Source organism: Delftia sp. GW456-R20 (genome assembly GCF_001622915.1).
Classification (GTDB): domain Bacteria; phylum Pseudomonadota; class Gammaproteobacteria; order Burkholderiales; family Burkholderiaceae_C; genus Comamonas; species Comamonas acidovorans.
Map to the genome: position 1 here is coordinate 205,727 of NZ_LWCN01000001.1, position 24,119 is coordinate 229,845.

A 24,119-nucleotide genomic window follows, 5' to 3' on the forward strand; every position below is an offset into this window, starting at 1 on the left:
AGAGGCGCTTTGCGGCGCCATGTTTCCTCCCTGATCCAAAGACCGCATCAACATGTCCGACCTCCATCACCAGCGCCGCCTCGCTACCGCGGCGGCACGCGTCCTCCGCCCCGCGCAGCCTGCGCCCGTGTTCCACCTGTCCGCATTGACCCTGGCCCTGGCCGCCGCACTGGCGAGCCTGTCCGCCCTGCCCTTGCCCGCGAATGCCCAGGGCCAGGGCCAGGCCCAGGCCCAGGCCCAGACAGGTACCGAGCGCGCCCAGGCCTACGACATTCCGGCAGGACCGCTGGAGGCCGCGCTCACGCGCTTCGCCAAGGCCTCGGGCGTGCTGCTGGCCTATACGCCCGAGCTGGTGCGCGATCTGCAAAGCCCGGGCCTGCAGGGCAGCCATGCGCCGGCCGAGGCGCTGACCCGCCTGCTGGCGGGCTCGGGCCTGGCGGCCGCGACCTCAGGCAACGGCGGCTATACGCTGCGCCGCTCGCAGGCATCGCCTGCGTCCTCGACAGCGCCTGCCGCATCAGCCGTGGGCGCCACCACGCTGGGCGAGGTGCACGTCACCGCCAAGGCCGAGGTCGGCAGCGCCACGGAAGGCACGGGCGCCTACACCGCGACCGGAGCCAGCAGCACGGCCACGGGCCTGGGCCTGTCGCTGCGCGAGACGCCGCAGTCGGTGAGCGTGATGACGCGCCAGCGCATGGACGACTTCAAGCTGGAGACGCTGGCCGACGTGCTGGAGCAGACGCCCGGCGTGGCCGTGGTCCGCCAAAGCGAGATGACCACCTTCAACGTGCGCGGCTCCAGCGTCAACCTGCAGACCGATGGCAGCCGCCAGCTCACCAATGGCTGGGGCTGGAACACGCACATCATGTACTCGCTGGACGATCTGGCCGAGATCGACCGCGTTGAAGTGCTCAAGGGCTCGTCGGGCCTGATCAATGGCGACGGCGCCTACGGAGCCACGGTCAACCTGATCCGCAAGCGCCCCACGCGCGACTTCCAGGCCAGCGCAATGGCCAGCGCGGGCAGCTGGGGCACCTACCGTGCCGATGCCGACATTGCCGGTCCGCTGAACCAGGAAGGCAGCCTGCGCGGCCGCCTGGTGGCCTCGCGCAAGAGCGGCGACAGCTTCCGCGACCACCAGCACAGCAACAGCTCCATGCTGTACGGCACGCTGGAATACGACCTCACCCCCGACACCCTGCTGAGCGCCGGCATCACCTACCGCCAGCGCGAGCTGCGCGGCTCGGGCGGCACCACGCCCATCCAGGGCTACACGGGCACCGGCCAGTTCGTCGGCTGGATGCCGCGCTCGCTGAACATCGCCGCGCCCTGGTCGGGCTACGAGCAGGAGTCGCTCAACAGCTTCGCGCGCCTGGAGCACCGCTTTGCCAGCGGCTGGAAGGCCAAGCTGCAGATGTCGCATGAAGAGGTGAAGACGCCCGACATGCAGATCGGCCTGCTGCGCTACGCCCTGCCCAGCTCGGCCCAGTTCGCGGCCTACAAGGACATCGAGTCCCGCAACCAGAACATCAGCATCGACGTGCAAGGCCCGTTCACGCTGTTCGGCCGCCAGCATGAGTTGCTGGTGGGCGCGGGCGCCGCACGCAACCGCACCACGCTGCTGCGCGGCGCGCGCCCCGGCCTGGACCTGCCGCAGGTGGACTTCAGCCAGGGCGGCGCAGCCATCCCGGCGCCAGCGGACAACATCCCCTATTCCAACGACCTGTTCAGCAACAAGCGCAGCTATCTCTACAGCGCGGCACGCCTCAATCTGGCCGATCCGCTGAAGCTGATCGCCGGCCTGCGCGTGACCAACTACGACCAGAAGGATGTGACCGACATCAGCTGGTACAACTACAACATGCGCGAGCACGGCGTGGTCACGCCCTATGCGGGCCTGGTGTATGACGTCAGCCCGAACATCTCGCTGTATGGCAGCTACGCCAGCATCTTCAAGGCGCAAAGCGCCAAGGATCTGCAGGAACGCACCCTGCCGCCCGAGGAGGGCCTGACCTACGAGATCGGCGCCAAGGGCGAATTCTTCGACAAGCGGTTGAACGCCAGCGTCGCCCATTTCTGGATGCGCACCGACAACACGGCCGTGGAAGACGGGCTCATGCCCAATGGCGAAACGGCCTACCGCGCGGTCCAGGGCGCGCGCAGGCGCGGCTTCGAACTGGAACTGTCCGGCGAGCTGGCCAAGGGCTGGCAGGCCCAGGGCAGCTACGTGACCATCAACAGCAATCTGGACAACGCCGCCACCAGCCCGCGCCACCAGTTCAAGCTGGGCACCACCTACCGCTTCGCGCAGGGCGCGCTGTCCGGCCTGACCGTGGGCGGCGCCGCGCGCTGGCAAAGCGCCATCTCCACCAGCCGCGGCGCCGCCACGCTGCGCCAGGACGCCTACTGGGTGATGGACCTGATGGCGCGCTACCAGATCAACCGCCATCTCAGCATCGCGGCCAACGTCAACAACCTGTTCGACAAGCACTACTTCTCTGGCGTGACCAACTTCAATGCCCAGGGCCTGTACTACACCTGGGGTGCGCCGCGCAGCGTCAACGTGAGCATGCGTTACGACTTCTGAGCGCTGAGGGACCGCACCGGCCCAGAGATCACAGAGCCGCGCGGGCCGGACTGCGCTGTACTGTGTTGTGTCAAGCAGCTGACGCACATGCTTACATAATCTGCTTTTCTGATTCATTTGCGCCCACAATGGCGCGCGAACCCGATTGGAGACTGCATGCGCCTTCCGAGCTTTTCGCAAACCGCCGCCAACGCCGCCCATACCGCCGATGGAACGCGCCAGAACCGCCGCCAGATGCTGGTCCAGGGCGCTGCCCTGGCCATGCTGTGCTCTCCTCTGGCCCAGGCCGCACCGCCAGCGGCAGCACCTGCAGCCCATGCGCCACGTGCTGCCGGCAGCGCCCAGCGCGTGGCGACCAGCCTGCGCATCGTCATTCCAGCCAATGCCGGCGGCGGCTGGGACCAGACCGGCCGCGCGCTGGGCGCGGCGCTGGTGGCCAGCGGCGCGGCCGAGCGCGTGGAGTATGAAAACGTGGGCGGCAAGGGAGGCACCATCGGCCTGGCCCAGTTTGCCGAGCGCCATGGCAAGGACCCCGACGCCTTGCTGATCGGCGGCATGGTGATGGTCGGTGCGGTGGCACTGCAAAAGCCGGCCGTCAACATGTCGCATGTGCAGCCGATTGCCCGCCTGACCAGCGATTACCTGGTCGTGGCCGTACCGGCCGACTCCCCCATCCGCAATGCCAAGGACCTGGTGGCCGCGCTGCGCAGCGATCTGGCCCACCAGTCGTTTGCGGGTGGCTCGGCCGGTGGCGTGGACCACATGTTCGCCGGCCTGCTCACGCGCGCGGCCAAGGCGGCGCCCGAGCAACTGGTCTACAAGCCCTTTCCAGGCGGCGCCCAGGTGGTGGAGGCCTTGCTCAAGGGCGATGCGCGCATGGGCGTGTCCGGCTACAGCGAGTTCAGCGAGGCGCTGGCCAGCGGCAAGCTGCGCGCCATCGGCGTGTCCTCGCGCCGCAGCCTGTTCGGCCTGCCCTCGTTCCGCGAGCAGGGGCTGGATGCGGACATGGCCAACTGGCGCGCCGTCTTCACCGGCAAGCAGGTCAGCGCCGCACGTGCCCAGGCCCTGCTGGGCGCCGTGGAGCAGGCCACGCAGCACGAGAGCTGGCAACGCGCCCTGCGCCAGAACCGCTGGGAGTCTTCCTGGCAGGCGGGCCGCGATTTCAACGGCTTTCTGGAGCTGGAGCACACCACGGCCAGCGTGATGACCTATCTGCTCAAACTCAAGAGCTGAGAAACCGCCGCGCAGCGGGCAGGCCACGTGGCGGGCCTGCAACACTGGCTTGGTCATACGCGTATTCCTCTAGCGTGGGGCATTGCCGCTGTGGGTTTTGAGCTACCAAACTTGTAGCAGAATGGATCCAGAGCTATAGTTCCCCGGGACTTGGCTCGGCGCGCGTCCCACCCGGACGCACCCGCCGGCTCACCCACACCATTGCGCAAGGAGAAGCGTCATGAGCTCCAAGGAAAACGCCGCCATCAACCAGCTGTTCGAGAAACTCGAATGCCGCTACGCGTTGCGCGTGCTGTGGGCGCTGCGTGACGGCCATCCTCAGACCTTTCGACTGCTGCAAGACAGCGTGGGCGGCATCACGCCCAACACGCTGAACACCCGCATCAAGGAGCTGCGCGAGTGCGGGCTGCTGGAGCATGGCTCCGACGGCTACACCGTGACGCTGGCCGGCCAGGACCTGCTCAAGCGCCTGTCCGATGTGCAGGCCTTTGCCAACCGCTGGGTGGCCGCGCGCGCCAAGAAGTGATGTCAGGCCGGGCGCGGAACCAGGCGCCACGGCCTCTTCCCGCGCAGGGCCACCGGCCCGCCGGGTCGTCTCCTTTCCCCCTACCGTTTCTCTCTCAAGGAATACCACCATGGCTTTCACCACCACCGCATCCGGCCTGCAGTATGAAGACACCGTCGTGGGCGACGGCGCCGAAGCCCAGCGCGGCCGCAGCGTGACCGTGCACTACACGGGCTGGCTCTACAACAACGGCGTGCAGGGCGCCAAGTTCGACTCCAGCAAGGACCGCAACGATCCCTTCGTCTTCCCCCTGGGCGGCGGCATGGTGATCAAGGGCTGGGACGAAGGCGTGCAAGGCATGAAGGTGGGCGGCCAGCGCACCCTGATCATCCCGGCCGAGCTGGGCTATGGCGCCCGCGGCGCCGGCGGCGTGATCCCCCCCAACGCCACGCTGAAGTTCGACGTGGAGCTGCTGGCCGTCTGAGCCTGCACCCACGGATTCATGCCAGGGCAAGGTGCGAAGGCGCCTTGCCCTTTTTCATTGCCGCGCCACCCCAAGATGAAAAGCGCACCCTCGGCGAGCGTGCGGGCCATTCCTCATTCAAGGTGCCTTGCCGAACAGCGCCTCGTGCAGCGGCAGGTAGCTGGCAGGACTGGCCGCCTCGCGCAGGCGCGGCGCCAGCGCCACCAGCTGGTCGTAGCCCATGGCCGCTTCCACGGCAAGGTTGAGCCGGAACCCCTTCAGGCCCAGGTTGGCCGTGATGGCCACGGCCAGCGGATAGGCGTTGCGATAGCGCACGGCCAGCGATGGCTCGGACTGCGCGGGGGCATCGCCAGCCGAATCCGTGGACGAAGCCGCTGCAGCAGGCGCGGCAGGGACCGAAGGCACCGCAACGGCCACCACGCCCAGCCGGGGCTCGGCCGCGTCGCGCGGTGCCAGCCATTCGCGCTCCACCAGCGCCAGGATCTCGTCCTGCGTCACGCCCATGCCGGCGACGGCCTGCAGCACCTGCGCCAGGCTGCGTTGCCCGTCAAACAGCAAAAAGGCCGAGCGCAACCGGGGCGAGAGATCGGCATGGCGTTCCTTGAATGCCTGTTGGCCGGCGGACGTTTTCACAAAATGCATGGCGGACGGGATTCTCTGCAAGGGATCGGATCGGACACGGCTCGCAGCGTGTCATGAGCCTCCCGCTCCCAAAAGCGGGTTTTCCAGCACGCACAGGCTTCAGTGGGGCCGGCAATGATCCAGATCTGCCAAAAGCGCAAAAACGGGGCAGAAAATGGCCATCCTCCCGCCCGGCGGCCTCTGCCCGTCAGGACGCTTTTGCGGGCACGGAACGCGCCGGCGCCCGGCGGCGCGGGTCCAGGCAGCTGACCAGCCAGGTCACCAGCAGGCCGGCCGGCACGCCGAAGACGCCCGACGAAATCGGCTGTATGCCCCACCACAGGCGCGCGTGCAGCGCTTCGGGCAGCACGGGCTGCAGTGCCGGCACATGCGAGACCATGTAGTACAGCGTGACGCCCAGCCCGGCCAGCATGCCGGCCACGGCGCCCCGGCGCGTGGTGCCACGCCAGAAGATGCCCAGCACCATGGCCGGAACGAAAGCCGAGGCCGCCAGCGAGAACGATGCCGTGACCATGGGCAGGATGTCCGAGGAACGGCGTGAGGCCACGAAGGCGGCCGACAGCGCCATCACCAGCAGCGCGAACTTGGAAAGGATCACGCGCTGCTCGGGCGAGGCGCGGCGGCGGCGCTCGCGAAAGTACAGGTCGCGCACCAGCGCGTTGCTGATGGTCAGCAGCAGTCCATCGGCCGTGGACAGCGCCGCAGCCAGGCCGCCGGCCGCCACCAGGCCGGAGACCACGTAGGGCATGCCGCCCAGCTCGGGCGTGGCCAGCATGATGAGGTCGGCGCCCATGCGGATCTCGCCGAACTGCAGCACGCCGTCGCCGTTGACATCCTCCACGGCCAGCAAGGAGGCATCCACCCGGGCCCACTGCGCCATCCAGTTGGGCAGCTCGTCAAAGCGGATGCCCACGAGGTTGTTCATGACCTCGAACTTGACCAGCACGGCCAGGGCCGGCGCGCTCATGTACAGCACGCCGATGAAGAACAGCGTCCAGCCCACCGAGGCCCGCGCCCCCGAGACCGAGGGCGCCGTGTAGTAGCGCGTGAGCAGGTGCGGCAGGCCGGCCGTGCCGGCCATGAGGCAGAACATCAGCGCCAGGAAGTTGCGCCGGCTGTCCTCGTAGATCTGCTGCTCCTGGGGCGATCCGTCGGGGTTGCCGGCGAATGGCAGGCTGTGCAGCGGGATGCCGCCCAGCGGCTTCTCGCGCTCGCGCATTTCCTGCAGCTGGCGTGTCCACAGCGCGCGCGCGGCGGCTTCGTCGCGCGGCATGGCGGCCAGTTCGCGGCTGGCGGCCATGATGGCGCCGATATCGCCGCTGCGCGTGCGCAGATCGCGTATGCGCTCGGCCAGCGCATGGCGCTCGGCGGCCAGCACGCGCGGCACGTCCTTGAGCTTGTCCTCCAGCACCTCGGCGCGCAGGCGGTAGGCGGCGATCACCTCCTGCTCGGCCGGCGAGTCCAGCAGGCGCTGCTCCATCTCCGCAATCTGGCTGAGCTGGGCCGTATAGGCCAGTGGCGCCACGGGATTGCTCATCTGCCGGTAGGCCAGCCAGGACACGGGGATCAGAAAGGCCAGCAGGATCACCACGTACTGCGCGACCTGGGTCCAGGTGATGGCGCGCATGCCGCCCAGGAAGGAGCACAGCAGTACGCCGCCCAGGCCCAGCATGATGCCGATCTCGAACTGCACACCCGTCAGCCGCGAGGCGATCAGCCCCACGCCGTAGATCTGCGCCACCACATAGGTGAACGAGCAGATCACGGCCGCCAGCGCCGCGATCACGCGCGGCCAGCGCCCGCCGTAGCGCTGCTGGAAGAAATCGGGAATGGTGTAGAGCTTCATCGCCCGCAGGTGCGGCGCGATCAGCATGGCAACCAGGCAAAAGCCGCCCGTCCAGCCCAGCAGGTAGGCCAGTCCTCCGGCCTGGCCCGGCACGCCGGCAAAGCCCTGCAGGTACAGCGCCCCCGACAGGCTGATGAACGAGGCCGCGCTGACCCAGTCCGCCGCAGCCGCCATGCCGTTGTAGAAGGGCGGAATACGCCGGCCCGCGACGTAGTACTCCTCGGGGTCGCTGGTGCGCAAATACACGCCGATGGCCGCATAGACCATGACGGTGAAGAACAGGAAGATGGGGCCTATCCAGTGGCGCGACAGGCCTTGCTGCTCGGCCCAGAACATGAGGGCCAGAAAACCCAGCACGCCCAGCGTGTACAGGGCCACGATGCGGTGCAGCCGCCAGTGGGAGGCCGCCGTCAGCGGTGCTCGCTCAGCCATGGCCGGGAGGCGATGGCGGTGCGGACGGTTGCGTATCGGCCGATGGGGATGCGGGAGCCGGTGCCGTCGCAAAAGCGGCCCGGGCCTCGCGGCGCTCGAAATGGTCCATGGACAGACAATAGACGATGACGATGGCCAGGAACATCAGGACTGCCCCCTGGGCCGCGAACCAGTAGGCCAGCGGCCAGTCCGGCATCAGCGCCTGCAGGTCGCGCGCGTAGTAGCAGGCGCCAAAGGAGACGGCCACCCAGACCGCGAACAGCACGGCCTTGAGCCACAGATGGCGGATGTCGTGCAGGTCGGGGGCGAAGGTCTCGCCTTCGGACGGTCCCCCGACCGCGTCGTCATGCAAGTGCGCTTTCGGCGTATGCATGGCGACGCTGCCAGCCCTTACTGCGCCAAGCGCTGCCAGGTGGCGACCACGCTGTCGGGATTCAGCGAGATGGAGGCAATGCCTTCGTCAGCCAGCCATTGGGCGAAGTCCGGGTGGTCCGAAGGGCCCTGGCCGCAGATGCCCACGTACTTGCCCTGGTCCAGGCAGGCCTTGATGGCGCGCGACAGCATCTTGCGCACGGCGGGGTCGCGCTCGTCGAAGTCGGCAGCCAGCAGCTCCAGGCCGGAGTCGCGGTCCAGGCCCAGCGTCAGCTGGGTCAGGTCGTTGGAGCCGATGGAGAAGCCGTCGAAGAACTCGAGGAACTCGTCGGCCAGGATGGCGTTGGAGGGCACCTCGCACATCATGATGAGCTTGAGTTCGTTGTCGCCGCGCTTGAGGCCGTTGGCCGCCAGCAGCTGGGTGACGCGCTCGGCCTGCTTGAGCGTGCGCACGAAGGGAATCATGATCTGCACGTTGGTCAGGCCCATGTCCTCGCGCACGCGGCGCAGTGCCTCGCACTCCATGCGGAAGGCCTCGCCGAAGTCCTCGGAGATGTAGCGCGCGGCGCCACGGAAGCCCAGCATGGGGTTCTCTTCCTCGGGCTCGTAGCGGCTGCCGCCGATGAGCTTGCGGTACTCGTTGGACTTGAAGTCCGACATGCGCACGATGACGGGCTTGGGCCAGAAGGCGGCGGCAATCGTGGCCACGCCTTCGGCAACCTTGTCCACATAGAAGGCACGCGGCGAGGCATGGCCGCGGGCCACGGACTCGACGGCCTTCTTGAGGTCGGCATCGACGGCGGGGTAGTCCAGGATGGCCTTGGGGTGCACGCCGATGTTGTTGTTGATGATGAACTCCAGGCGGGCCAGGCCCACACCCTCGTTGGGCAGCTGGGCGAAGTCGAAGGCCAGCTGGGGGTTGCCCACGTTCATCATGATCTTGGTCTTGATGGCGGGCATCTCGCCACGCTGCACTTCGGTGATCTCGGTCTCGATCAGGCCGTCGTAGATCTTGCCGGTATCGCCTTCGGCGCAGCTGACGGTGACCAGGGTGCCGTCCTTGAGCAGGTCGGTGGCGTTGCCGCAGCCGACCACGGCCGGAATGCCCAGTTCGCGCGCAATGATGGCCGCGTGGCAGGTACGGCCGCCACGGTTGGTGACGATGGCCGAGGCGCGCTTCATCACCGGCTCCCAGTTGGGATCGGTCATGTCGGTCACCAGCACGTCGCCGGGCTGGACCTGGTCCATGTTGGCGATGTCATTGACCAGGCGCACGGGGCCCGTGCCGATCTTCTGGCCAATGGCGCGGCCTTCGGCCAGCACATTGCCCGTGCCCTTGAGGGCGTAGCGCTGCTCGGCCTGGCCCTTGGCCTGGCTTTTCACGGTCTCGGGGCGGGCCTGCAGGATGTAGAGCTGGCCGTCCGTGCCGTCCTTGCCCCATTCGATGTCCATGGGGCGGCCATAGTGCTGCTCGATGACCAGGGCATAGTGGGCCAGCTGCTGCACGTCCTCGTCGGACAGCGAGTAGCGGTTGCGCAGCTCATGGGCGACGTCGGTGGTCTTGACCAGCTTGCCGCTGGCGGCCTTTTCCTCGGGCGAGGCAAAGACCATCTGGATCAGCTTGGAGCCCAGGTTGCGGCGGATCAGGGCCTTCTTGCCGGCCTTGAGCATGGGCTTGTGCACATAGAACTCGTCAGGATTGACGGCGCCCTGCACCACGGTCTCGCCCAGGCCATAGCTGGAGGTGATGAAGACCACTTCCTCGAAGCCCGATTCGGTGTCGATGGTGAACATCACGCCGGCCGCGCCCAGGTCGGAGCGCACCATGCGCTGCACGCCGGCCGACAGGGCCACCACGTCGTGGGCAAAGCCCTTGTGCACGCGGTAGGAGATGGCGCGGTCGTTGTACAGCGAGGCGAAGACTTCCTTCATCTTGTGCAGCACCGACTCGATGCCCACCACGTTCAGGAAGGTTTCCTGCTGGCCGGCGAACGAAGCGTCGGGCAGGTCTTCGGCCGTGGCCGAGGAGCGCACGGCGAACGAGGCTGCCTCGTTGCCGCCCTGCAGGCGCACGAATTCCTCGCGGATGGCCTGCTCCAGATCTGCCGGGAAGGGCTGGTTCTCGACCAGGGCACGGATTTCGGCACCCACCTGGGCCAGGGCGCGGACGTCTTCCACGTCCAGGGCGGCCAGCTTGGCACTGATCTTGTCGGCCAGGCCGTCGTGGGCCAGGAACTGGCGGAAGGCGTGGGCCGTGGTGGCAAAGCCCGTGGGAACGCGCACGCCTTGCGGCAGCTGCGAGATCATTTCGCCGAGCGAGGCGTTCTTGCCGCCTACGGACTCGACATCGGTCATCCTCAGTTGTTCAAACGGAACGACGAGGGCGGTGGCCTCGAACAGTTGAGACATGGGAAAGCTCCAGAAGTTGAAAACCGTCGTGCGCCGCCCCGGCTGCCAAAGCCGGGCACGGTCGATCCATCCACGCAGGCATGCGCGAGGCTTTGCTGTTCTGGTTGGAGGCCGGCAGCGAGCATGGATGGGAAATTGGGAATAATGGGCGCCATTGTAGGCGTTTGCCGTGAACCGACGGCAGCCCCCCTGTCCAGAGTCCGACCACCATGCACACCCACACCATCTTCGTCATCTCCGATGGCACTGGCATTACAGCCGAGACCTTCGGCACGGCCATCATGGCCCAGTTCGACACCAAGTCGCGCCTGGTCCGCATCCCCTTCGTGGACACCATGGACAAGGTGCACCAGGCCGTGCGCCAGATCAACCATGTGGCCGAGTCGGAAAGCCACAAGCCCATCGTCTTCACCACCCTGGTCAACCAGGACATGCTCGACCTGATCGAGAGCCAGTGCAAGGGCAAGGTGTTCGACATGTTCGGCACCTTCGTGCGGCCGCTGGAGCTGGAGCTGGGCCAGAAATCGCTGCACCGCGTGGGCCGCTTCGCCGACATCAGCGAGAGCAAGGAATACCTGGAGCGCATGGAGGCCATCAACTACACGCTGGCCCATGACGACGGCCAGACCCACCAGGACCTGACGGGCGCCGACGTGATCCTGGTCGGCGTCTCGCGCAGCGGCAAGACCCCCACCAGCCTGTACCTGGCCATGCAGTTCGGCCTCAAGGTGGCCAACTACCCGCTGATCCCCGAGGATTTCGAGCGCAAGCAGCTGCCGCCCGCCCTGGTGCCCTCGCGCAAGAAGCTGTTCGGCCTGACCATCGATCCGCAGCGCCTGTCCAGCATCCGCAACGAACGCCGGCCCGACTCCAAGTACGCCAGCCTCGTCAATTGCCGCTACGAGGTGGCCGAGGCCGAATCCATGATGCGCCGCAGCGGCATACCGTGGCTGTCGAGCACGACCAAGTCCATCGAGGAAATCGCCACCACCATCCTGCAGGAGGTGCTGCCCCAGCACCTGGGGCACTAGCCTCCCCTGCGCTGCTCAGGCCGGGACGTTCCAGCGCAGCATGGGCTGCTGCGGCAGCGTCTCGACCAGGTAGTCCACCAGGGCACGCACCTTGGTCGGCACGTACTGGCGGTCACGAAAGCAGGCGAAGAAATCCAGCGTGGTGTCCTCGAAATGCAGCTGCCCCTTGCGCGCCGGGCCCAGGGCCAGCGGCTGCAGCAGCCCCTCGCGCATGTAGCGGTGCGCGATGAAGCTGCCGATCCAGACAATGCCGCCCCCGGCCACGGCCATCTCGGTCAGGGCATCCACGTCGCTGGCGATGGCGGTCACGCGCAGCTGCGGGTCCACACGCTTGCCGTCGCGTGAAAACGGCCAGCGCATGAAGCGGCCATCGGCCTCGCGCCGGTACAGCAGGCAGGCATGGTCCAGCAGATCCTGGGCCGTCCGTGGCCTGCCATGGGCCTGCAGATAGGCCGGCGATGCACACAGCACGCGCGGCACGGCCGCCAGCTGGCGCACGGCCATGCCGGGCTCCAGCACATCGCGGTAACGCACGCTGATGTCCACGTCTTCCTTGAGCACATCCACCTGCCTGTCCACCACCAGCAACTCCAGCTCCAGCCGGGGATGCTGCGCGGCAAAGGCCGGCAGCAGCGGCGCCAGCACATGGCGGCCAAAGGCTGCCATGCAGGCGATGCGCAGCCGGCCCTGCAACTCGCCGTGCAGCTGGGACAGGTCGGACTGCGCTTTTTCCAGCTCCTGCAGCACGGGGCCCACGCGCGCCAGATAGCGCTCGCCCGCCTCGGTCAACGCCATGGATCGCGTGGTGCGCGTGATCAGCCGCGTGCCCAGCTCGCGCTCCAGCCGGGCGATGTTCTGGCTGGCCGCCGCCGGAGAAATGCCCAGCTGGCGTGCAGCCGAGGCAATGGAGCCGCCTTCCAGGGCTTTGACGAAGGTCTCGATGGAGCGCAGATTAGGCACAAAAAACTATGGATGAAAAATCGATTCATCAATATAGCTTACGAGTGCACCAAGCTGCAGCCCTCTACACGGCAGCACGGGCCTTGCCTACAGTCGTGCACTTGCCGCGCCGAATCGACAAGCGGCCTGACCGGATCCGTGTCCATGCCTCCTACCTCCGCATCCACCTCTGCCTCTGCCTCCATTTCCCCTGCAGCCCCCCGCAGCCGCAAGCTGCACCGCCGCTTCGCACCCATCGTCTTTGCCTTCTACATGTCGGCCATCATGGCGTTTCTGATGTGCTGCGCCATCGTCGGCGCCAACAGCGGCCTGGGCGCCGACTACCTGCGGCGCGTGATACAGGCCTATGTGCTGGCCATGCCTGTGGCCTTTGTCTGCGTGATGGTGGTGCGTCCGCTGGTGGGCAGGCTGGTGGCCGCCACCGTGCATCTCTGACGCGGCCCGACGCAGGGCCGGATCTTTCTTTTCAGGGACTGGGTGCGCTCAGGCCAGCGCCTGCGCTGCCAGGCGCGGCAGGCCTGCCACCAGTTCGCGCCAACCCGGCAGCTCGGCCCGGCCCGGCTTGCGCTCGCCAAAGAACATGGCCATCAGGTCGCCCTGGGCATCGAAGGCCTCGACCGAGGTGACCACGCCATCGGCCGTGGGCTTTTGCACGGCCCAGACGCTGGCGATCAGATCGCAGCGCAGATGCAGGTTGAAATCCGGGTCCATCACATTGATCCACTGTGCGCCGCCGGGCGTGTCCATGGGCTGGATGTTGTGCACGGGGCCGGTGTGGATCTGTATGCAGCCGCCGCTGTCCACGAAGACCATGATGGGCAGGCCGTCCACGGCCGCATCGCCCAGCAACTGGGCCACGGACTCGGGCGCCAGCCGCGCGCAGTGACCGGGCACCAGGCGGAAGGCCTGCTGGCGCTCCGCGCCAAACCGGCGCAGCAGGTCGAAGAATTCATGCGTGTCCTGCATGGCGGCCCAGGCAGTGCTCAGGCCGGGCACGTCGATGGCCTCGTCGGCCTGCGGCAGCGCACGCGGGCGGGCATGGCGGAACAGGTAACCAGCGCTGGGCTCGGCGAAACGCTGCACCAGCGCCTCCCACGCCTGCAGGTCGGTGGACTCGCGCGCATGGACCTTGTGCACGGCACGGCCCTGCGCATTGAAGAACTGCAGGCTGCGCATGGCCGGCCTGCCGGCCTGGGCAGGCTGCTCGGTCACGGCATAGCCGGCATGCCATTGGGCAAAGAACATTCGCAGGTCGATGTCGCGGCCCAGGGCAAGGCCCACGCCGCCGTTGGCCGAAAGCTTCTGGTAGACCCCGGTCTTTTCGTGGACCGTGGACTCGTTGCGCGTCAGCGCCATCACGGGGCCGCAGTCCTGCAAACCCTTCAGGATGGCCAGCCATTCGGCGCGCAGCGGCACGGCCTGGAGGCTGCCCTCATGCTGGCCCGCATGCGCGGCAATGGCGGCGCCTTCCGGCAGGCCCAGGGAATCGGCTGCCTCCTTGGCGCGCAGGCCACCCTGGCGCGCCCGCGCAAAGCGCTGGCGGACTGCGGGAGCATCAACGGGAATCAGGAGCCCGCTCTCCTCGGCATCGTGGACGGCGCTGCTCATTGCAGGGTGTCCAGCGGTGCGTGCCAGAGCGCATGGGGCACCGGCTGGGCTGCATGGGCTCCAGGCAGGGACACTTCGGCATCGGGCACGGCGCGGTGCGAGCGCGACGGCGCGCCCGCATCGGCCACTGCCTGCCAGCGTTGCTGCAGCCGCCCCAGCAGGGCGCGCATGTCATGGGACAAGCCGCCCGCGCAGGCCAGGTTTTCGAGCTGCTCGGCCACCCGGGCGGCCATGGCCGGCCTATGGGTGTCGCAGCAGCCGTGGCCGAAGCCGGTCATCAGGGCCAGCGTGGCAGCCAGCGCGGCCTCGTTCTCGGGCAGCAGGTATTCCTCGTCCTGGGCAAGGCTCTCACTCTTGGATGGATGCATGGGGTTCTCCTTGCGTTTCAGTTGGCAGCGTTGCACATGCATGCGCCCGCGCCACAGGCGCATGCTTCAGAAATCCTTGACCATCGACACCCGCACATGGCGGCCGGGCTGGCTGTAGGCGTCGGCAATCGTCGTGCTGGCAGCCAGGCCGCGCACATCGGCCCAGCGCCAGTACTTCTTGTCGGTCAGGTTGTAGATGCCGGCGTTCAGGCGCAGGTCGGGGCGTATGCGCCACTGGGCACTCAGGTCGGCCACGGTGGCCGAGGGGCTGAGCCAGGCGGCGCTGCCGTTGGACACGTCGCCGGCCTTCTTGCCACTCCAGTGCGAGACGTTGAACTGCACGCCCACGGCAGAGCGCTCATAGCGCACGCCCAGCACCAGTTGCTGGGGCGAGATGGTGTCCAGCGGCTTGTCGGACTGCGTGTCCTTGCCGTCGGTATAGCCGTAGGCCAGGCGCGTCTGCCAGTCGCCGCCGGCCCAGCGGCCCCAGTCGTAGTCGGCCTTGAGTTCGAAGCCGCTGATGCGGGCGCGGCCCACGTTGATGGACTGGTAGATGGCGGGGTTGGCCGCGTTGCCGGGCTGGCCCGCAACCAACTGCTGGTCGACGATGAAGTCCTTGTAGCGCCCCGTGAACACGGCGGCGTCCAGGCGCAGCCTGTCCATGCGCCCGCGCAGGCCCAGCTCGAAGGTCTGGCTCTTTTCGGGCCGCAGGTTGGGGTTGGGAATGTTCCGGTAGAACGCCACCGGGTTCTCGAAGAAGGCGTTGATCTGCCCGGCGTTGGGCGCCCGGAAGCCCGCCGCATAGTTGCCATAGACGGACCAGGCCGGGCTGGCCTGCAGCATCACGCCCAGCTTGGGCGAGAGCGCGGAGTCGGAGTTGCTGACCACGGTGGGCACAAAGCCGTTCTGCCGGGGCTTGATGCTGTAGTGCTCGGCGCGCAGGCCCGGGGTCACGCTCCAGGGGCCGCTGTGCAGTTCGGCCTGGGCGAACAGGGCGGTGGCGCTTTCGGTGGTGTCGGGGAAGCGCTTGAGCGGGAAGCTCTCGCCCACGGGCGGCGTGATGCCGTTTTGCGCGTTGACCACCTTGTTGCGGAGGTAGTCCAGCCCGTAGGTGAACTTGCCGCTGGCCGAAGAACTCCAGCGCAGCAGGCGGCTGGCCTGGGCGTGCAGCTGGATCGCGTCCTCGTCATAGGTCACGTCGCGCTCGCGGTAGGGCAGGCCGATGCGCGTCTCGGTGACGAATTCGCGCGCGTCGGACTTCTGGTAGCTGGCCATCAGCTGCAGTTCGTCGGCCAGCGCCGTGCCCAGTTGCTGCCACTGGCCCTGCCAGCTGGCCCGCCAGCGCTTCATGTCGGTACGCGAGTCGGAATTGGCCACGGTGGCCGAGCGCGCGGACAGCAGGGCGTAGTCGGCGCGCTTGTCCACGTTCTCGAAGGTGAAGACATGCTTTTGCACGGCACTGGGCGTGAAGACCAGGCGGCCCATCAGCGATTCGCTGCGGTCTTTCTCGGGATTGGGCGTGGTGCGCGCCGCGCCCGTCACGTTGTTCGTGCCCATGTTCTCCAGCGCGTGAGAGCGGCCCAGGCCCGCCGACAGCAGCCATGCCCATTCGGGGCTGGCACGGCCCGCCACGGTGGCGCCCAGCTTGCGGCCGTTGTCCGAGCCGTCGTAGCCGGCAGCCACGCGGCCGGCGATGCGCTTGTCCTTGCCCAGCAGATCGTCCGGCTGCACGGTCACGAAGTTGACCAGGCCGCCCATGCCGTCCGAGCCATAGAGCGCCGGCGTGGAGCCGCGCAGGATTTCCACGCGCTGCACCAGGCCCAGGTCCAGGTAGTCGCGGCCGAAGCTGTTGGCGCTGAAGCTGTAGCTGCGCGGCAGGCGCACGCCATCGACCAGCATGAGCACGCGGTTGCCGTCCAGGCCACGGATGTTGAAACCGCTGTTCTGATCGCGCCCGGCCGGAGAGGTCGCCAGCGAGAAGCGGGCCGGGGCACGCGGCACCTCGACATTGGGCAGGAGGTTGACCATCTCGCGGATGTCGCTGGCCTGCTCGCGTTCCATGCGGCCGGCGTCGATCACGTCGATGCTCATGGGCAGGGTGTCAGGGTCCTGCACCTCGCGCGAGGCGCTGATCACCATCTCCTTGAGGGCCGGGGCACGGGTCCGTACCCCGGACGCGGCCTGCGCCAGCAATTGCGTGTCGGCATCCCCGGCATTTGCAACGTTTGCGGCGGCCTGCCCCGGATCCTGGGCCAGGGCAGCGGAGGCGCACAGCAGCGCGCAGGCGGCGGCCAGGGGATGGCGCGCCCGCCGGGCGCTTGATTGCATTGCGAAGTCGTAAGCCATTGCGAAGCCCTCTCTCTCTGATCAACATGGATGTGCGAGAGCTGGCTTCTGCTTGCAGCAGCTGGCGGGTGGCCCGCCAGCCGTTGGCGCGTCATGTGCTGGCTGGATGAAGAAAAATTATATGCGAATAGTTCTCATTTATTGGTTTGATCTGGCTCATGGTCTCCGGAACAAACCCTGCTGGCGCCGCGTGCCGCCAGGCAGCTATCTGCGCGACACCCACAGCGACAAGGCCCGCGCCTGAAGACGCGGGCATGAAAAACAGCCCCCGCCCTCCCCTTGCTGCGCCAGGCCTTCCGCCCCTGGTCGGGCGATGAAAAAAGGGCCCGGATGCCATGGCATCCGGGCCCTTTCTCCGGCTTGCTCCGCACCATGGCGGAGCAGCAACTGGTCAGCGGCTGATCAGTGGCGGATCAGGTGATCGAAGGCCGACAGTGCAGCCGTGGAGCCGGCACCGGCAGCGATGATGATCTGCTTGTACGGCACGTTGGTGCAGTCACCTGCGCCGAACACGCCGGGCACGCTGGTGTGGCCCTTGGCGTCGATCACGATCTCGCCGAAGCGTGTCAGCTCCACCGTGCCCTTGAGCCAGTCGGTGTTGGGCAGCAGGCCGATCTGCACGAAGATGCCTTCCAGCGCCACGGTCTTGACCTCTTCCGTCGTGCGGTCCTTGTAGGTCAGGCCGGTGACCTTCTTGCCATCGCCGTTGACCTCGGTGGTCTGGGCGTTGAGGATGACCGTGACGTTGGGCAGGCTGCGCAGCTTCTTTTGCAGCACGGCGTCGGCCTTGAGCTCGCTGGCGAACTCCAGCAGCGTCACGCTGCGCACGATGCCGGCCAGGTCGATGGCCGCTTCCACGCCCGAGTTGCCGCCGCCGATGACGGCCACATTCTTGCCCTTGAACAAGGGACCGTCGCAGTGCGGGCAGTAGGTCACGCCCTTGGTGCGGTACTTGTCCTCGCCCGGCACGTTCATGTTGCGCCAGCGCGCGCCGGTCGAGAGGATGACGGTCTTGGCCTTGAGGCTGGCGCCCGAGGCGGTCTGCACCTCGATCAGCCCGCCTTCCGTGGCGGCCGGAATCAGTTTGGACGCCGTCTGCAGGTTCATGATGTCCACCTCGTAGTCGCGCACATGGCGCTCCATGGCGGCGGCCAGTTGCGGGCCTTCGGTCTTGGAGACCGAGATGAAGTTCTCGATGTCCACGGTGTCCAGCACCTGGCCACCGAAGCGCTCGGCGGCGATGCCGGTGCGGATGCCCTTGCGTGCCGCATAGATGGCAGCGGCCGCGCCGGCCGGGCCGCCGCCGACGATCAGCACGTCGAAGGCATCCTTGGCGGAAATCTTGGCCGCTTCACGCGAAGCGGCGCCGGTATCGACCTTGGCCACGATCTCGGCCAGCTCCATGCGGCCCTGGCCGAAGCGCTCGCCGTTCACAAAGACGGTGGGCACGCCCATGACTTCGCGCTGCTCGACTTCCTTCTGGAACAGCCCGCCGTCGATGGCGGTATGGCTGATCTTGGGGTTGAGCACGGACATCAGGTTCAGCGCCTGCACCACGTCGGGACAGTTGTGGCAGGACAGCGAGTAATAGGTCTCGAAGTGCAGCGGCACGTCGATATTGCGCACCTGCTCCAGCAGCTCGGCCGATTCCTTGGACGGATGGCCGCCGACCTGCAGCAGGGCCAGCACCAGCGAGGTGAATTCATGGCCCAGGGGGACGCCTGCGAAACGCACGCCGCTGTCCACGCCGGGATTGGTGATCAGGAACGAGGGCTTGCGCACCTCGGCGTCGTTGTGCTCGACGACGGTGATCTTGTCGCTCAGCTCGCGGATTTCCAGCAGCAGTTCCTTCAGCTCGCGCGCACCCTGGCTGTCATCCAGCGAAGCCACCAGCTCCACCGGACGCTGCAGGCGCTCCAGGTAGGCCTGCAATTGGGCTTTCAGGTTGTTGTCAAGCATGTCGGACTCCTAGGGAAATACGAATTTTCGGAAAAAAAAGCCCGGGCGCCAGGCACCCGGGCGTCTTCAACAGTTCAACTGTGAACAGGAAGCGGTGTACCGCTTAGATCTTGCCGACCAGGTCGAGCGAAGGAGCCAGGGTCTTGTCGCCTTCTTCCCACTTGGCGGGGCAGACTTCACCGGGGTGGTTGCGGACGTACTGGGCAGCCTTGACCTTGCGCAGCAGATCGACGGCGTTGCGGCCAATGCCTTCGGCGGTGATTTCCACGGCCTGGATCACGCCATCGGGATCGACGATGAAGGTGCCGCGGTCAGCCAGGCCCTGGCCGGGACGCAGGACTTCGAAGTTGTTGCTGATTTCCCAGGTGGGGTCGCCCAGCATCGTGTACTTGATCTTGCGGATGGTGTCCGACGTGTCGTGCCATGCCTTGTGCACGAAGTGGGTGTCGGTGGACACGGAGAAGACTTCCACGCCCAGCTTTTGCAGTTCGTCGTAATGGTCGGCCACGTCGCCCAGTTCGGTGGGGCACACGAAGGTGAAGTCAGCGGGGTAGAAGAAGAACACGGCCCACTTGCCCAGGACGTCCTTTTCGGTCACTTCGATGAACTTGCCATTCTTGAAGGCCTGCGTCTTGAAGGGCTTGATTTGGGTGTTGATCACGGACATTGCTGTTTCCTTTGTGGTTGGTGAGTGAACACAGGACGAAGTCTAGGCCCAGGCAATCGATTGATCCAATGAATTGATTGAATTCATCCGATTGTCAAAAACTATGTGAACATCCTTGGTCTCCAGGCCTGCGGGCTTGACCAGCCTGCCACCGGCCTGAAGAGGCTATTTTGGGCCGAAATATGACAAGGCAATGCAGCAACCCCGCAGCCGCGTCGGCAGCCGGCCCGCAAACGAGAACGCGCCTCATAAGCAGCCAATGCGCGACAACAGGGGTTTGCTTGATCTGACGCAGAAACCCTAGACAATCCACCCCTATAGCGGCCGGCGATCGGCGCGGTCCCCCACGTACAACAAAGGAGTTTCCCATGCAAGGCGACGCACAAGTCATCACCTGGCTGCAAGCCCAGCTCAAGAACGAGCTGACGGCCATCAACCAGTACTTCCTGCACTACCGCATGTACAAGCACTGGGGCTTCGACAGGCTGGCCAAGAAGGAATACAAGGAGTCCATCGGCGAGATGAAGCACGCCGACTGGCTCATGGACCGCATCTTCGTGCTCGACGGCCTGCCCAACCTGCAGGACCTGGGCAAGCTGCAAGTCGGCGAGGACGTGCCCGAAGCCCTGGCTTGCGACCTGAGCAGCGAGAAAACCGCGCAGCAGACCATCAAGGATGGCATCGCCCACTGCGAAAGCGTGCGCGACTATGTCTCGCGCGATCTGCTGCAAAAGATCCTGGACGATACCGAGGAGCACATCGACTACCTCGAAACCCAGCTGGACCTGATCGACAAGGTCGGCATCCAGAACTACCTGCAGTCGCAGATGGACGAAGAGTCCTGAGCATCGGACTCAGGGGCGGCGGCACAGGCCGCACCCCGCACTCGAAACGACGGGCCTGTGTGCCCGTTTTTTCATCTTCTGGCCCGGCTATCGGTCACTCGTCGGCGTATCGCAGCGGAAACAACAGAAGAAAGGTCGTGCCGGTCTGCGCGGCCGACTGCACCTCGATCGTGGCGTCCAGCAATTCCGCCAGCCGCTTGACGATGGACAGGCCGATCCCCTCGCCTGCGCCGCTGCGGTAGCTGGCCGCCGCACCGCCTTGCTGCGGCGCGCCCCCGGTGCGGACCTCCCCGGACTCCGCCGTCCCCAGGTGGCCCGAAGGGTCCATGTCCGTGGCCTGCTTGAGGGCGGCAACCAAAGGCGCCGCAGGCGCCATGCCAGGGCCCGTGTCCCCGATGGAGAGCATCCAGCGGCGCCGGTCCTCCCCATCGCCCAGAGCCCACTTCACCGTGACACCGCCCTCCTGGGTGTACTTGAGCGCGTTGAGTATCAGGTTCTGCGCGATGCGGCGCAGTTTCAAGGCATCGCCTTCCACCGGCATCGTCCCCGGCCCCTGCAGGTGCAGGTACAGGCCGCGATCGTTGGCCAGGGCCTGCAGTCCCTCGCACAGATGGGTGATCACCTCGGCTGCGTCAAAGGAGGTCAGCTGGCGATGCTCGCGCCCGGCGTGCAGCTTGGCCAGCTCCGTCACGTCATCCAGCAGATGGCGCAGCGACTGGACGTTGCGGTCCAGCATGCGCAGGAGTTTCTCGCGCGACTGCGCCGGCGCATGCTGCATGCCCAGGCCATGCGTCACATTGGCCACCACGCCGACGTTGCTGCGCAGGTCATGCGCGACCTGCTCCCACAGTTGCGAGCGCTGCAGGTCCAGCGTGCTCACGTCATGCAGCGCCGCTTCCAGGTCCCGGACATGGCCCTCGGCCTCCTGCTGCTGCAGGCGGAAATACTGGGTGCTGCTGTCCTGCACGTCGCGCGTGTAGGTGGCGGCCCAGGCCTTGCGCGCAACGGGCATGGCGCCATGCGCATCGGGATGCTCCTCGGCATAGGCCTCCAGTTGCGCCACCATGACTTCGTTGAGCAGGCCCAGCTCGCGCACGACTTCATGCAGGTCATAGCCCTGTTGCCAGCGGTGCAGGCCGTGGGCGGCGGCCTGCTCGCCATCGACCGGCGGCTCGGCAGCGCCTGCCGGGGCACCGCCGAGGGCCCGCAATTGCTGCTCGAACGCGGCCAGCACGGCCGGAATGTGATCGTTCAACTGGGTGCGGGGAAGCGCCTCGCCGGCGGTCAGTGCCGGGTCCCGCCTGACGGCCTTGCGCCATGTCTGCAAGAGTCCTTCGCGCTGCGCCGCGAGGGCGTCTGCCAGTATGCAGAGTTCATTTCCTTGGCTTGTCATGGATCGGCATCCGTGGCGGTCTGTAGAGAGGGAAAAAATGCGTTGCGCCAAGGATGGTAAGGCCAAAAACCCGGCCGATCGGGCTCGTGCCGGCGCGCCTACAGGCCGGTGGGAAAGTGCACGCCCGCGCGCTGGGCAGCCTGCACGATGTGCGTGGCCATGGCCTGCTGCGCCAGTTCGGGCCGCCCCTGGGACAGGGCCTCGATGATGGCGGCATGCTCCTCGGCGGTCGCATGGCGCGCGCCGCGCTTGTAGTACGGCAGGCGCTGGCTTTCCTGCATGACCTCGCCGCTGCCGCGCAGCACGTCGGCAATCGCATGGTTGCCCGAGATGGTGGCGATCTGCAGGTGAAATTCGAAATCCAGGCGCGTGGCCTGCACGAAATCGGCCAGCTCGATGCTCTGCTGCATGGCCTGCAGGTTGGCCTGCAGGGCCGCCACGTCTTCGGGCTGCACCACCAGGGCGGCCAGGCGTGCGACAAAGCCCTCCAGCGCATAGCGCAGCTGATAGACATCGGTGAGCGCATGCGAGTCGGCAAAGCGCCAGGCCTCTGCGGCGGAGGCCGGGGCGTCGGTGGCCTCCGTCACGTACATGCCCTTGCCGGGCCGCGCCACGACCAGGCCCAGCCCCTGCAGCGTGGACAGCGCCTCGCGCAGCGAGGTCCGGCTGATGCCCAGTTGCTCCGACAGGTCGCGCTGCGACGGCAGCAGCGCGCCCACCGGATACACGCCGCCCTCGATCCACTCGCGGATCACGCGGGCGGCATTGCCGGCAACGGCGGTGCTGGCGGAAGGACTGGAAGCGGTGCTGGGTTCCATGCGTTGGCAGGTCTCGGGGTCGGGGGCGGCAGGTGCGCTGATCTTAGCGACTGCGCACCGCTGCCGCACGGTCGTGTGGTCGTGTGGTCGTGCGGCGTTGGTGCCTCTACTTGTTGACCAGCTTGGCCGGCACCGTATAGGTCAGGAAGGCGCCGAACAGCAGCACGCCGGCCAGCACGAACATGGCGGCATTGGTGCTCTGTGTCGCATCCTTGATGAGGCCGATCATGTAGGGACTGATGAAGCCGGCCAGGTTGGCAAAGGAGTTGATCAGCGCAATGCCGGCTGCCGCACCCGCGCTGGACAGGATGGCCGTGGGCAGGCTCCAGAACAGCGGAGAGGTCGCCAGGCTGCCGCCCGCGGCCAGCGCCAGGGCGGCCAGCGACAGATAGACGTTGCCGCTGAAGATGGCCGACAGCATCAGGCCCGCTGCGCCCACGCAGAACGGCACGATCAGGTGCCAGCGGCGCTCGCGCATGCGGTCCGAACTGCGGCTGACCAGGTTCATGGACACCACGGCCACCGAGAACGGCACGGCCGTCAGCAGGCCGATGTGAAAGGCCCCCTCCACGCCCGACTGGCGGATCAGGCTGGGCAGCCAGAACGTGAGGCCGTACTGGCCCATGACGGTGCAAAAGCAGATCAGGGCCATCTTGATGATGCGCGGGTCGGAGAACAGCGCGCGCAGCGTCACATGGCTATCGCTCTTGCTGGCGTTCTCGCGGGCGATGTTGCGCTCCAGCAGGGTCTTTTCCGCCTCGGTCAACCAGCGTGCGGCGCGGATGCCGTTGTCCAGGTACCAGAGCACGGCCAGGCCCAGGATCATCGAGGGAATGGCCTCGAGCAGGAACAGCCATTGCCAGCCGCGCAGGCCCGCCACGCCCTGCATCAGGTCCATGATGCCGCCCGACAGCGGGCCGCCCAGGATGCCCGAGACCGGAATCGCGCACATGAACAGCGCCACCATGCGGGCGCGCCGGTACGACGGAAACCAGTAGGTCATGTACAGGATCATGCCGGGGTAGAAGCCCGCCTCGGCCGCGCCCAGCAGAAAGCGCAGCACGTAGAACTGCGTGGGCGTGCTCACGAACATCATGGCCGCCGAGATCAGGCTCCACATGATCATGATCCGCGAGATGGTGGCCTTGGCGCCTATGCGGTGCATCAGCATGTTGCTGGGCACCTCGAAGAAGAAGTAGCCGATGAAGAACAGCCCCGCACCCAGGCCGTACATGGCCTCGCTGAACTGCAGGTCGGCCAGCATGTGCAGCTTGGCGAAGCCCACGTTCACCCGGTCCAGGTAGGCCGCCACATAGCAGGCCATGATGAAGGGCAGCAGGCGCCAGGCCACCTTGCGGTAGACGGCGGCCTCGGCCGGCGTTTCGCTGGCCAGCGCCGGCGCCGCGCCGGCGACCTCGGCAGATGCGGGAAGAGATGACATCAGGGAGTCCTTGGTTGAGGAGTTGCGACCAACTGGTATTACCGGTATGAAATTACGAAGCGAACGGTACCCCCAGCGCTTGGCCATGTGCACTCGCATTTACCCCAATTCAACGCAAGCAAAACTAATTCCCCGAGGTTTGACAAGAATCCGCTTCAACTGCAAACTGGTAT

The 24,119-nt window shown here is 66.7% G+C and carries 20 protein-coding genes; 7 read left to right on the forward strand and 13 right to left on the reverse strand.

Translation table 11 applies throughout. The annotated features are described in order from the left end of the window. The first annotated feature begins 52 nt into the window (after nt 1-52). The 4 genes from A4F85_RS00860 to A4F85_RS00875 all read left to right on the forward strand — a co-directional run bounded on the left by A4F85_RS00860 (nt 53) and on the right by A4F85_RS00875 (nt 4,809). Nucleotides 53-2,587, forward strand: coding sequence for a TonB-dependent siderophore receptor (locus A4F85_RS00860; RefSeq protein ID WP_063325357.1), 2,535 nt, complete (start codon nt 53-55; stop codon nt 2,585-2,587). 156 nt (nt 2,588-2,743) lie between these two features. Continuing rightward, the gene (locus A4F85_RS00865) at nt 2,744-3,820 is read left to right on the forward strand and encodes a Bug family tripartite tricarboxylate transporter substrate binding protein (protein ID WP_063325358.1); all 1,077 of its coding nucleotides are present in this window, start codon (nt 2,744-2,746) and stop codon (nt 3,818-3,820) included. 220 nt (nt 3,821-4,040) lie between these two features. After that, nucleotides 4,041-4,346, forward strand: coding sequence for a winged helix-turn-helix transcriptional regulator (locus A4F85_RS00870; RefSeq protein WP_012206858.1), 306 nt, complete (start codon nt 4,041-4,043; stop codon nt 4,344-4,346). Nucleotides 4,347-4,455: 109 nt separating this feature from the next. Then, nucleotides 4,456-4,809, forward strand: coding sequence for an FKBP-type peptidyl-prolyl cis-trans isomerase (locus A4F85_RS00875; protein WP_012206859.1), 354 nt, complete (start codon nt 4,456-4,458; stop codon nt 4,807-4,809). 117 nt (nt 4,810-4,926) lie between these two features. Here A4F85_RS00875 and A4F85_RS00880 read toward each other — a convergent pair whose 3' ends face one another. The 4 genes from A4F85_RS00880 to ppsA all read right to left on the reverse strand — a co-directional run bounded on the left by A4F85_RS00880 (nt 4,927) and on the right by ppsA (nt 10,510). Beyond that, nucleotides 4,927-5,451 carry a hypothetical protein gene (locus tag A4F85_RS00880; protein ID WP_012206860.1) on the reverse strand — a complete coding sequence of 175 codons (525 nt, stop codon included), beginning with the start codon at nt 5,449-5,451 and terminating at the stop codon, nt 4,927-4,929. Nucleotides 5,452-5,638: 187 nt separating this feature from the next. Continuing rightward, entirely contained in the window at nt 5,639-7,729 is a 2,091-nt protein-coding gene (locus A4F85_RS00885) for a VC_2705 family sodium/solute symporter (protein WP_063325359.1), read from the reverse strand. Beyond that, entirely contained in the window at nt 7,722-8,102 is a 381-nt protein-coding gene (locus A4F85_RS00890; RefSeq protein WP_012206862.1) for a DUF4212 domain-containing protein, read from the reverse strand. The genes A4F85_RS00885 and A4F85_RS00890 overlap by 8 nt, the downstream gene beginning before the upstream one ends. A 17-nt stretch (nt 8,103-8,119) precedes the next feature. Then, on the reverse strand, nt 8,120-10,510 hold the full coding sequence (ppsA, locus tag A4F85_RS00895; protein WP_012206863.1) for a phosphoenolpyruvate synthase: 2,391 nt from the start codon (nt 10,508-10,510) through the stop codon (nt 8,120-8,122). Nucleotides 10,511-10,719: 209 nt separating this feature from the next. On the opposite strand from ppsA, the gene ppsR reads away from it, so the two are divergent. Then, on the forward strand, nt 10,720-11,541 hold the full coding sequence (gene ppsR / locus A4F85_RS00900) for a posphoenolpyruvate synthetase regulatory kinase/phosphorylase PpsR (RefSeq protein ID WP_012206864.1): 822 nt from the start codon (nt 10,720-10,722) through the stop codon (nt 11,539-11,541). A gap of 15 nt (nt 11,542-11,556) precedes the next feature. Here the strand turns inward: ppsR and A4F85_RS00905 are convergent, their stop codons facing one another. Continuing rightward, complete coding sequence (locus tag A4F85_RS00905; RefSeq protein ID WP_043819159.1) at nt 11,557-12,501, reverse strand: LysR family transcriptional regulator; 945 nt, start codon at nt 12,499-12,501, stop codon at nt 11,557-11,559. A gap of 144 nt (nt 12,502-12,645) precedes the next feature. Here A4F85_RS00905 and A4F85_RS00910 point away from each other — a divergent pair, with 144 nt between their 5' ends. Continuing rightward, on the forward strand, nt 12,646-12,936 hold the full coding sequence (locus tag A4F85_RS00910; protein ID WP_063325360.1) for a DUF2798 domain-containing protein: 291 nt from the start codon (nt 12,646-12,648) through the stop codon (nt 12,934-12,936). A gap of 48 nt (nt 12,937-12,984) precedes the next feature. Here the strand turns inward: A4F85_RS00910 and A4F85_RS00915 are convergent, their stop codons facing one another. The 5 genes from A4F85_RS00915 to ahpC form a co-directional block, all read right to left on the reverse strand. Further along, nucleotides 12,985-14,109, reverse strand: coding sequence for a hemin-degrading factor (locus tag A4F85_RS00915; RefSeq protein ID WP_063325361.1), 1,125 nt, complete (start codon nt 14,107-14,109; stop codon nt 12,985-12,987). Continuing rightward, the gene (locus A4F85_RS00920) at nt 14,106-14,477 is read right to left on the reverse strand and encodes a hypothetical protein (protein ID WP_063325380.1); all 372 of its coding nucleotides are present in this window, start codon (nt 14,475-14,477) and stop codon (nt 14,106-14,108) included. The genes A4F85_RS00915 and A4F85_RS00920 overlap by 4 nt, the downstream gene beginning before the upstream one ends. A gap of 66 nt (nt 14,478-14,543) precedes the next feature. Continuing rightward, entirely contained in the window at nt 14,544-16,823 is a 2,280-nt protein-coding gene (locus A4F85_RS00925) for a TonB-dependent hemoglobin/transferrin/lactoferrin family receptor (protein WP_063325362.1), read from the reverse strand. Between the two features lie 402 nt (nt 16,824-17,225). Then, on the reverse strand, nt 17,226-18,782 hold the full coding sequence (ahpF, locus tag A4F85_RS00930; RefSeq protein WP_012206870.1) for an alkyl hydroperoxide reductase subunit F: 1,557 nt from the start codon (nt 18,780-18,782) through the stop codon (nt 17,226-17,228). Nucleotides 18,783-18,885: 103 nt separating this feature from the next. Continuing rightward, nucleotides 18,886-19,449, reverse strand: coding sequence for an alkyl hydroperoxide reductase subunit C (gene ahpC, locus A4F85_RS00935; protein ID WP_012206871.1), 564 nt, complete (start codon nt 19,447-19,449; stop codon nt 18,886-18,888). Between the two features lie 368 nt (nt 19,450-19,817). Between ahpC and bfr the strand changes: the two genes are divergently transcribed. Continuing rightward, nucleotides 19,818-20,294 carry a bacterioferritin gene (bfr, locus tag A4F85_RS00940; protein ID WP_012206872.1) on the forward strand — a complete coding sequence of 159 codons (477 nt, stop codon included), beginning with the start codon at nt 19,818-19,820 and terminating at the stop codon, nt 20,292-20,294. A gap of 94 nt (nt 20,295-20,388) precedes the next feature. Here the strand turns inward: bfr and A4F85_RS00945 are convergent, their stop codons facing one another. From A4F85_RS00945 to A4F85_RS00955, 3 genes are all read right to left on the reverse strand, one after another. Next, the gene (locus A4F85_RS00945; protein ID WP_063325363.1) at nt 20,389-21,687 is read right to left on the reverse strand and encodes a sensor histidine kinase; all 1,299 of its coding nucleotides are present in this window, start codon (nt 21,685-21,687) and stop codon (nt 20,389-20,391) included. Nucleotides 21,688-21,785: 98 nt separating this feature from the next. Then, on the reverse strand, nt 21,786-22,505 hold the full coding sequence (locus A4F85_RS00950; RefSeq protein ID WP_043795813.1) for a FadR/GntR family transcriptional regulator: 720 nt from the start codon (nt 22,503-22,505) through the stop codon (nt 21,786-21,788). A gap of 106 nt (nt 22,506-22,611) precedes the next feature. Then, entirely contained in the window at nt 22,612-23,946 is a 1,335-nt protein-coding gene (locus A4F85_RS00955) for an MFS transporter (protein WP_013801125.1), read from the reverse strand. Nucleotides 23,947-24,119 lie beyond the last annotated feature (173 nt).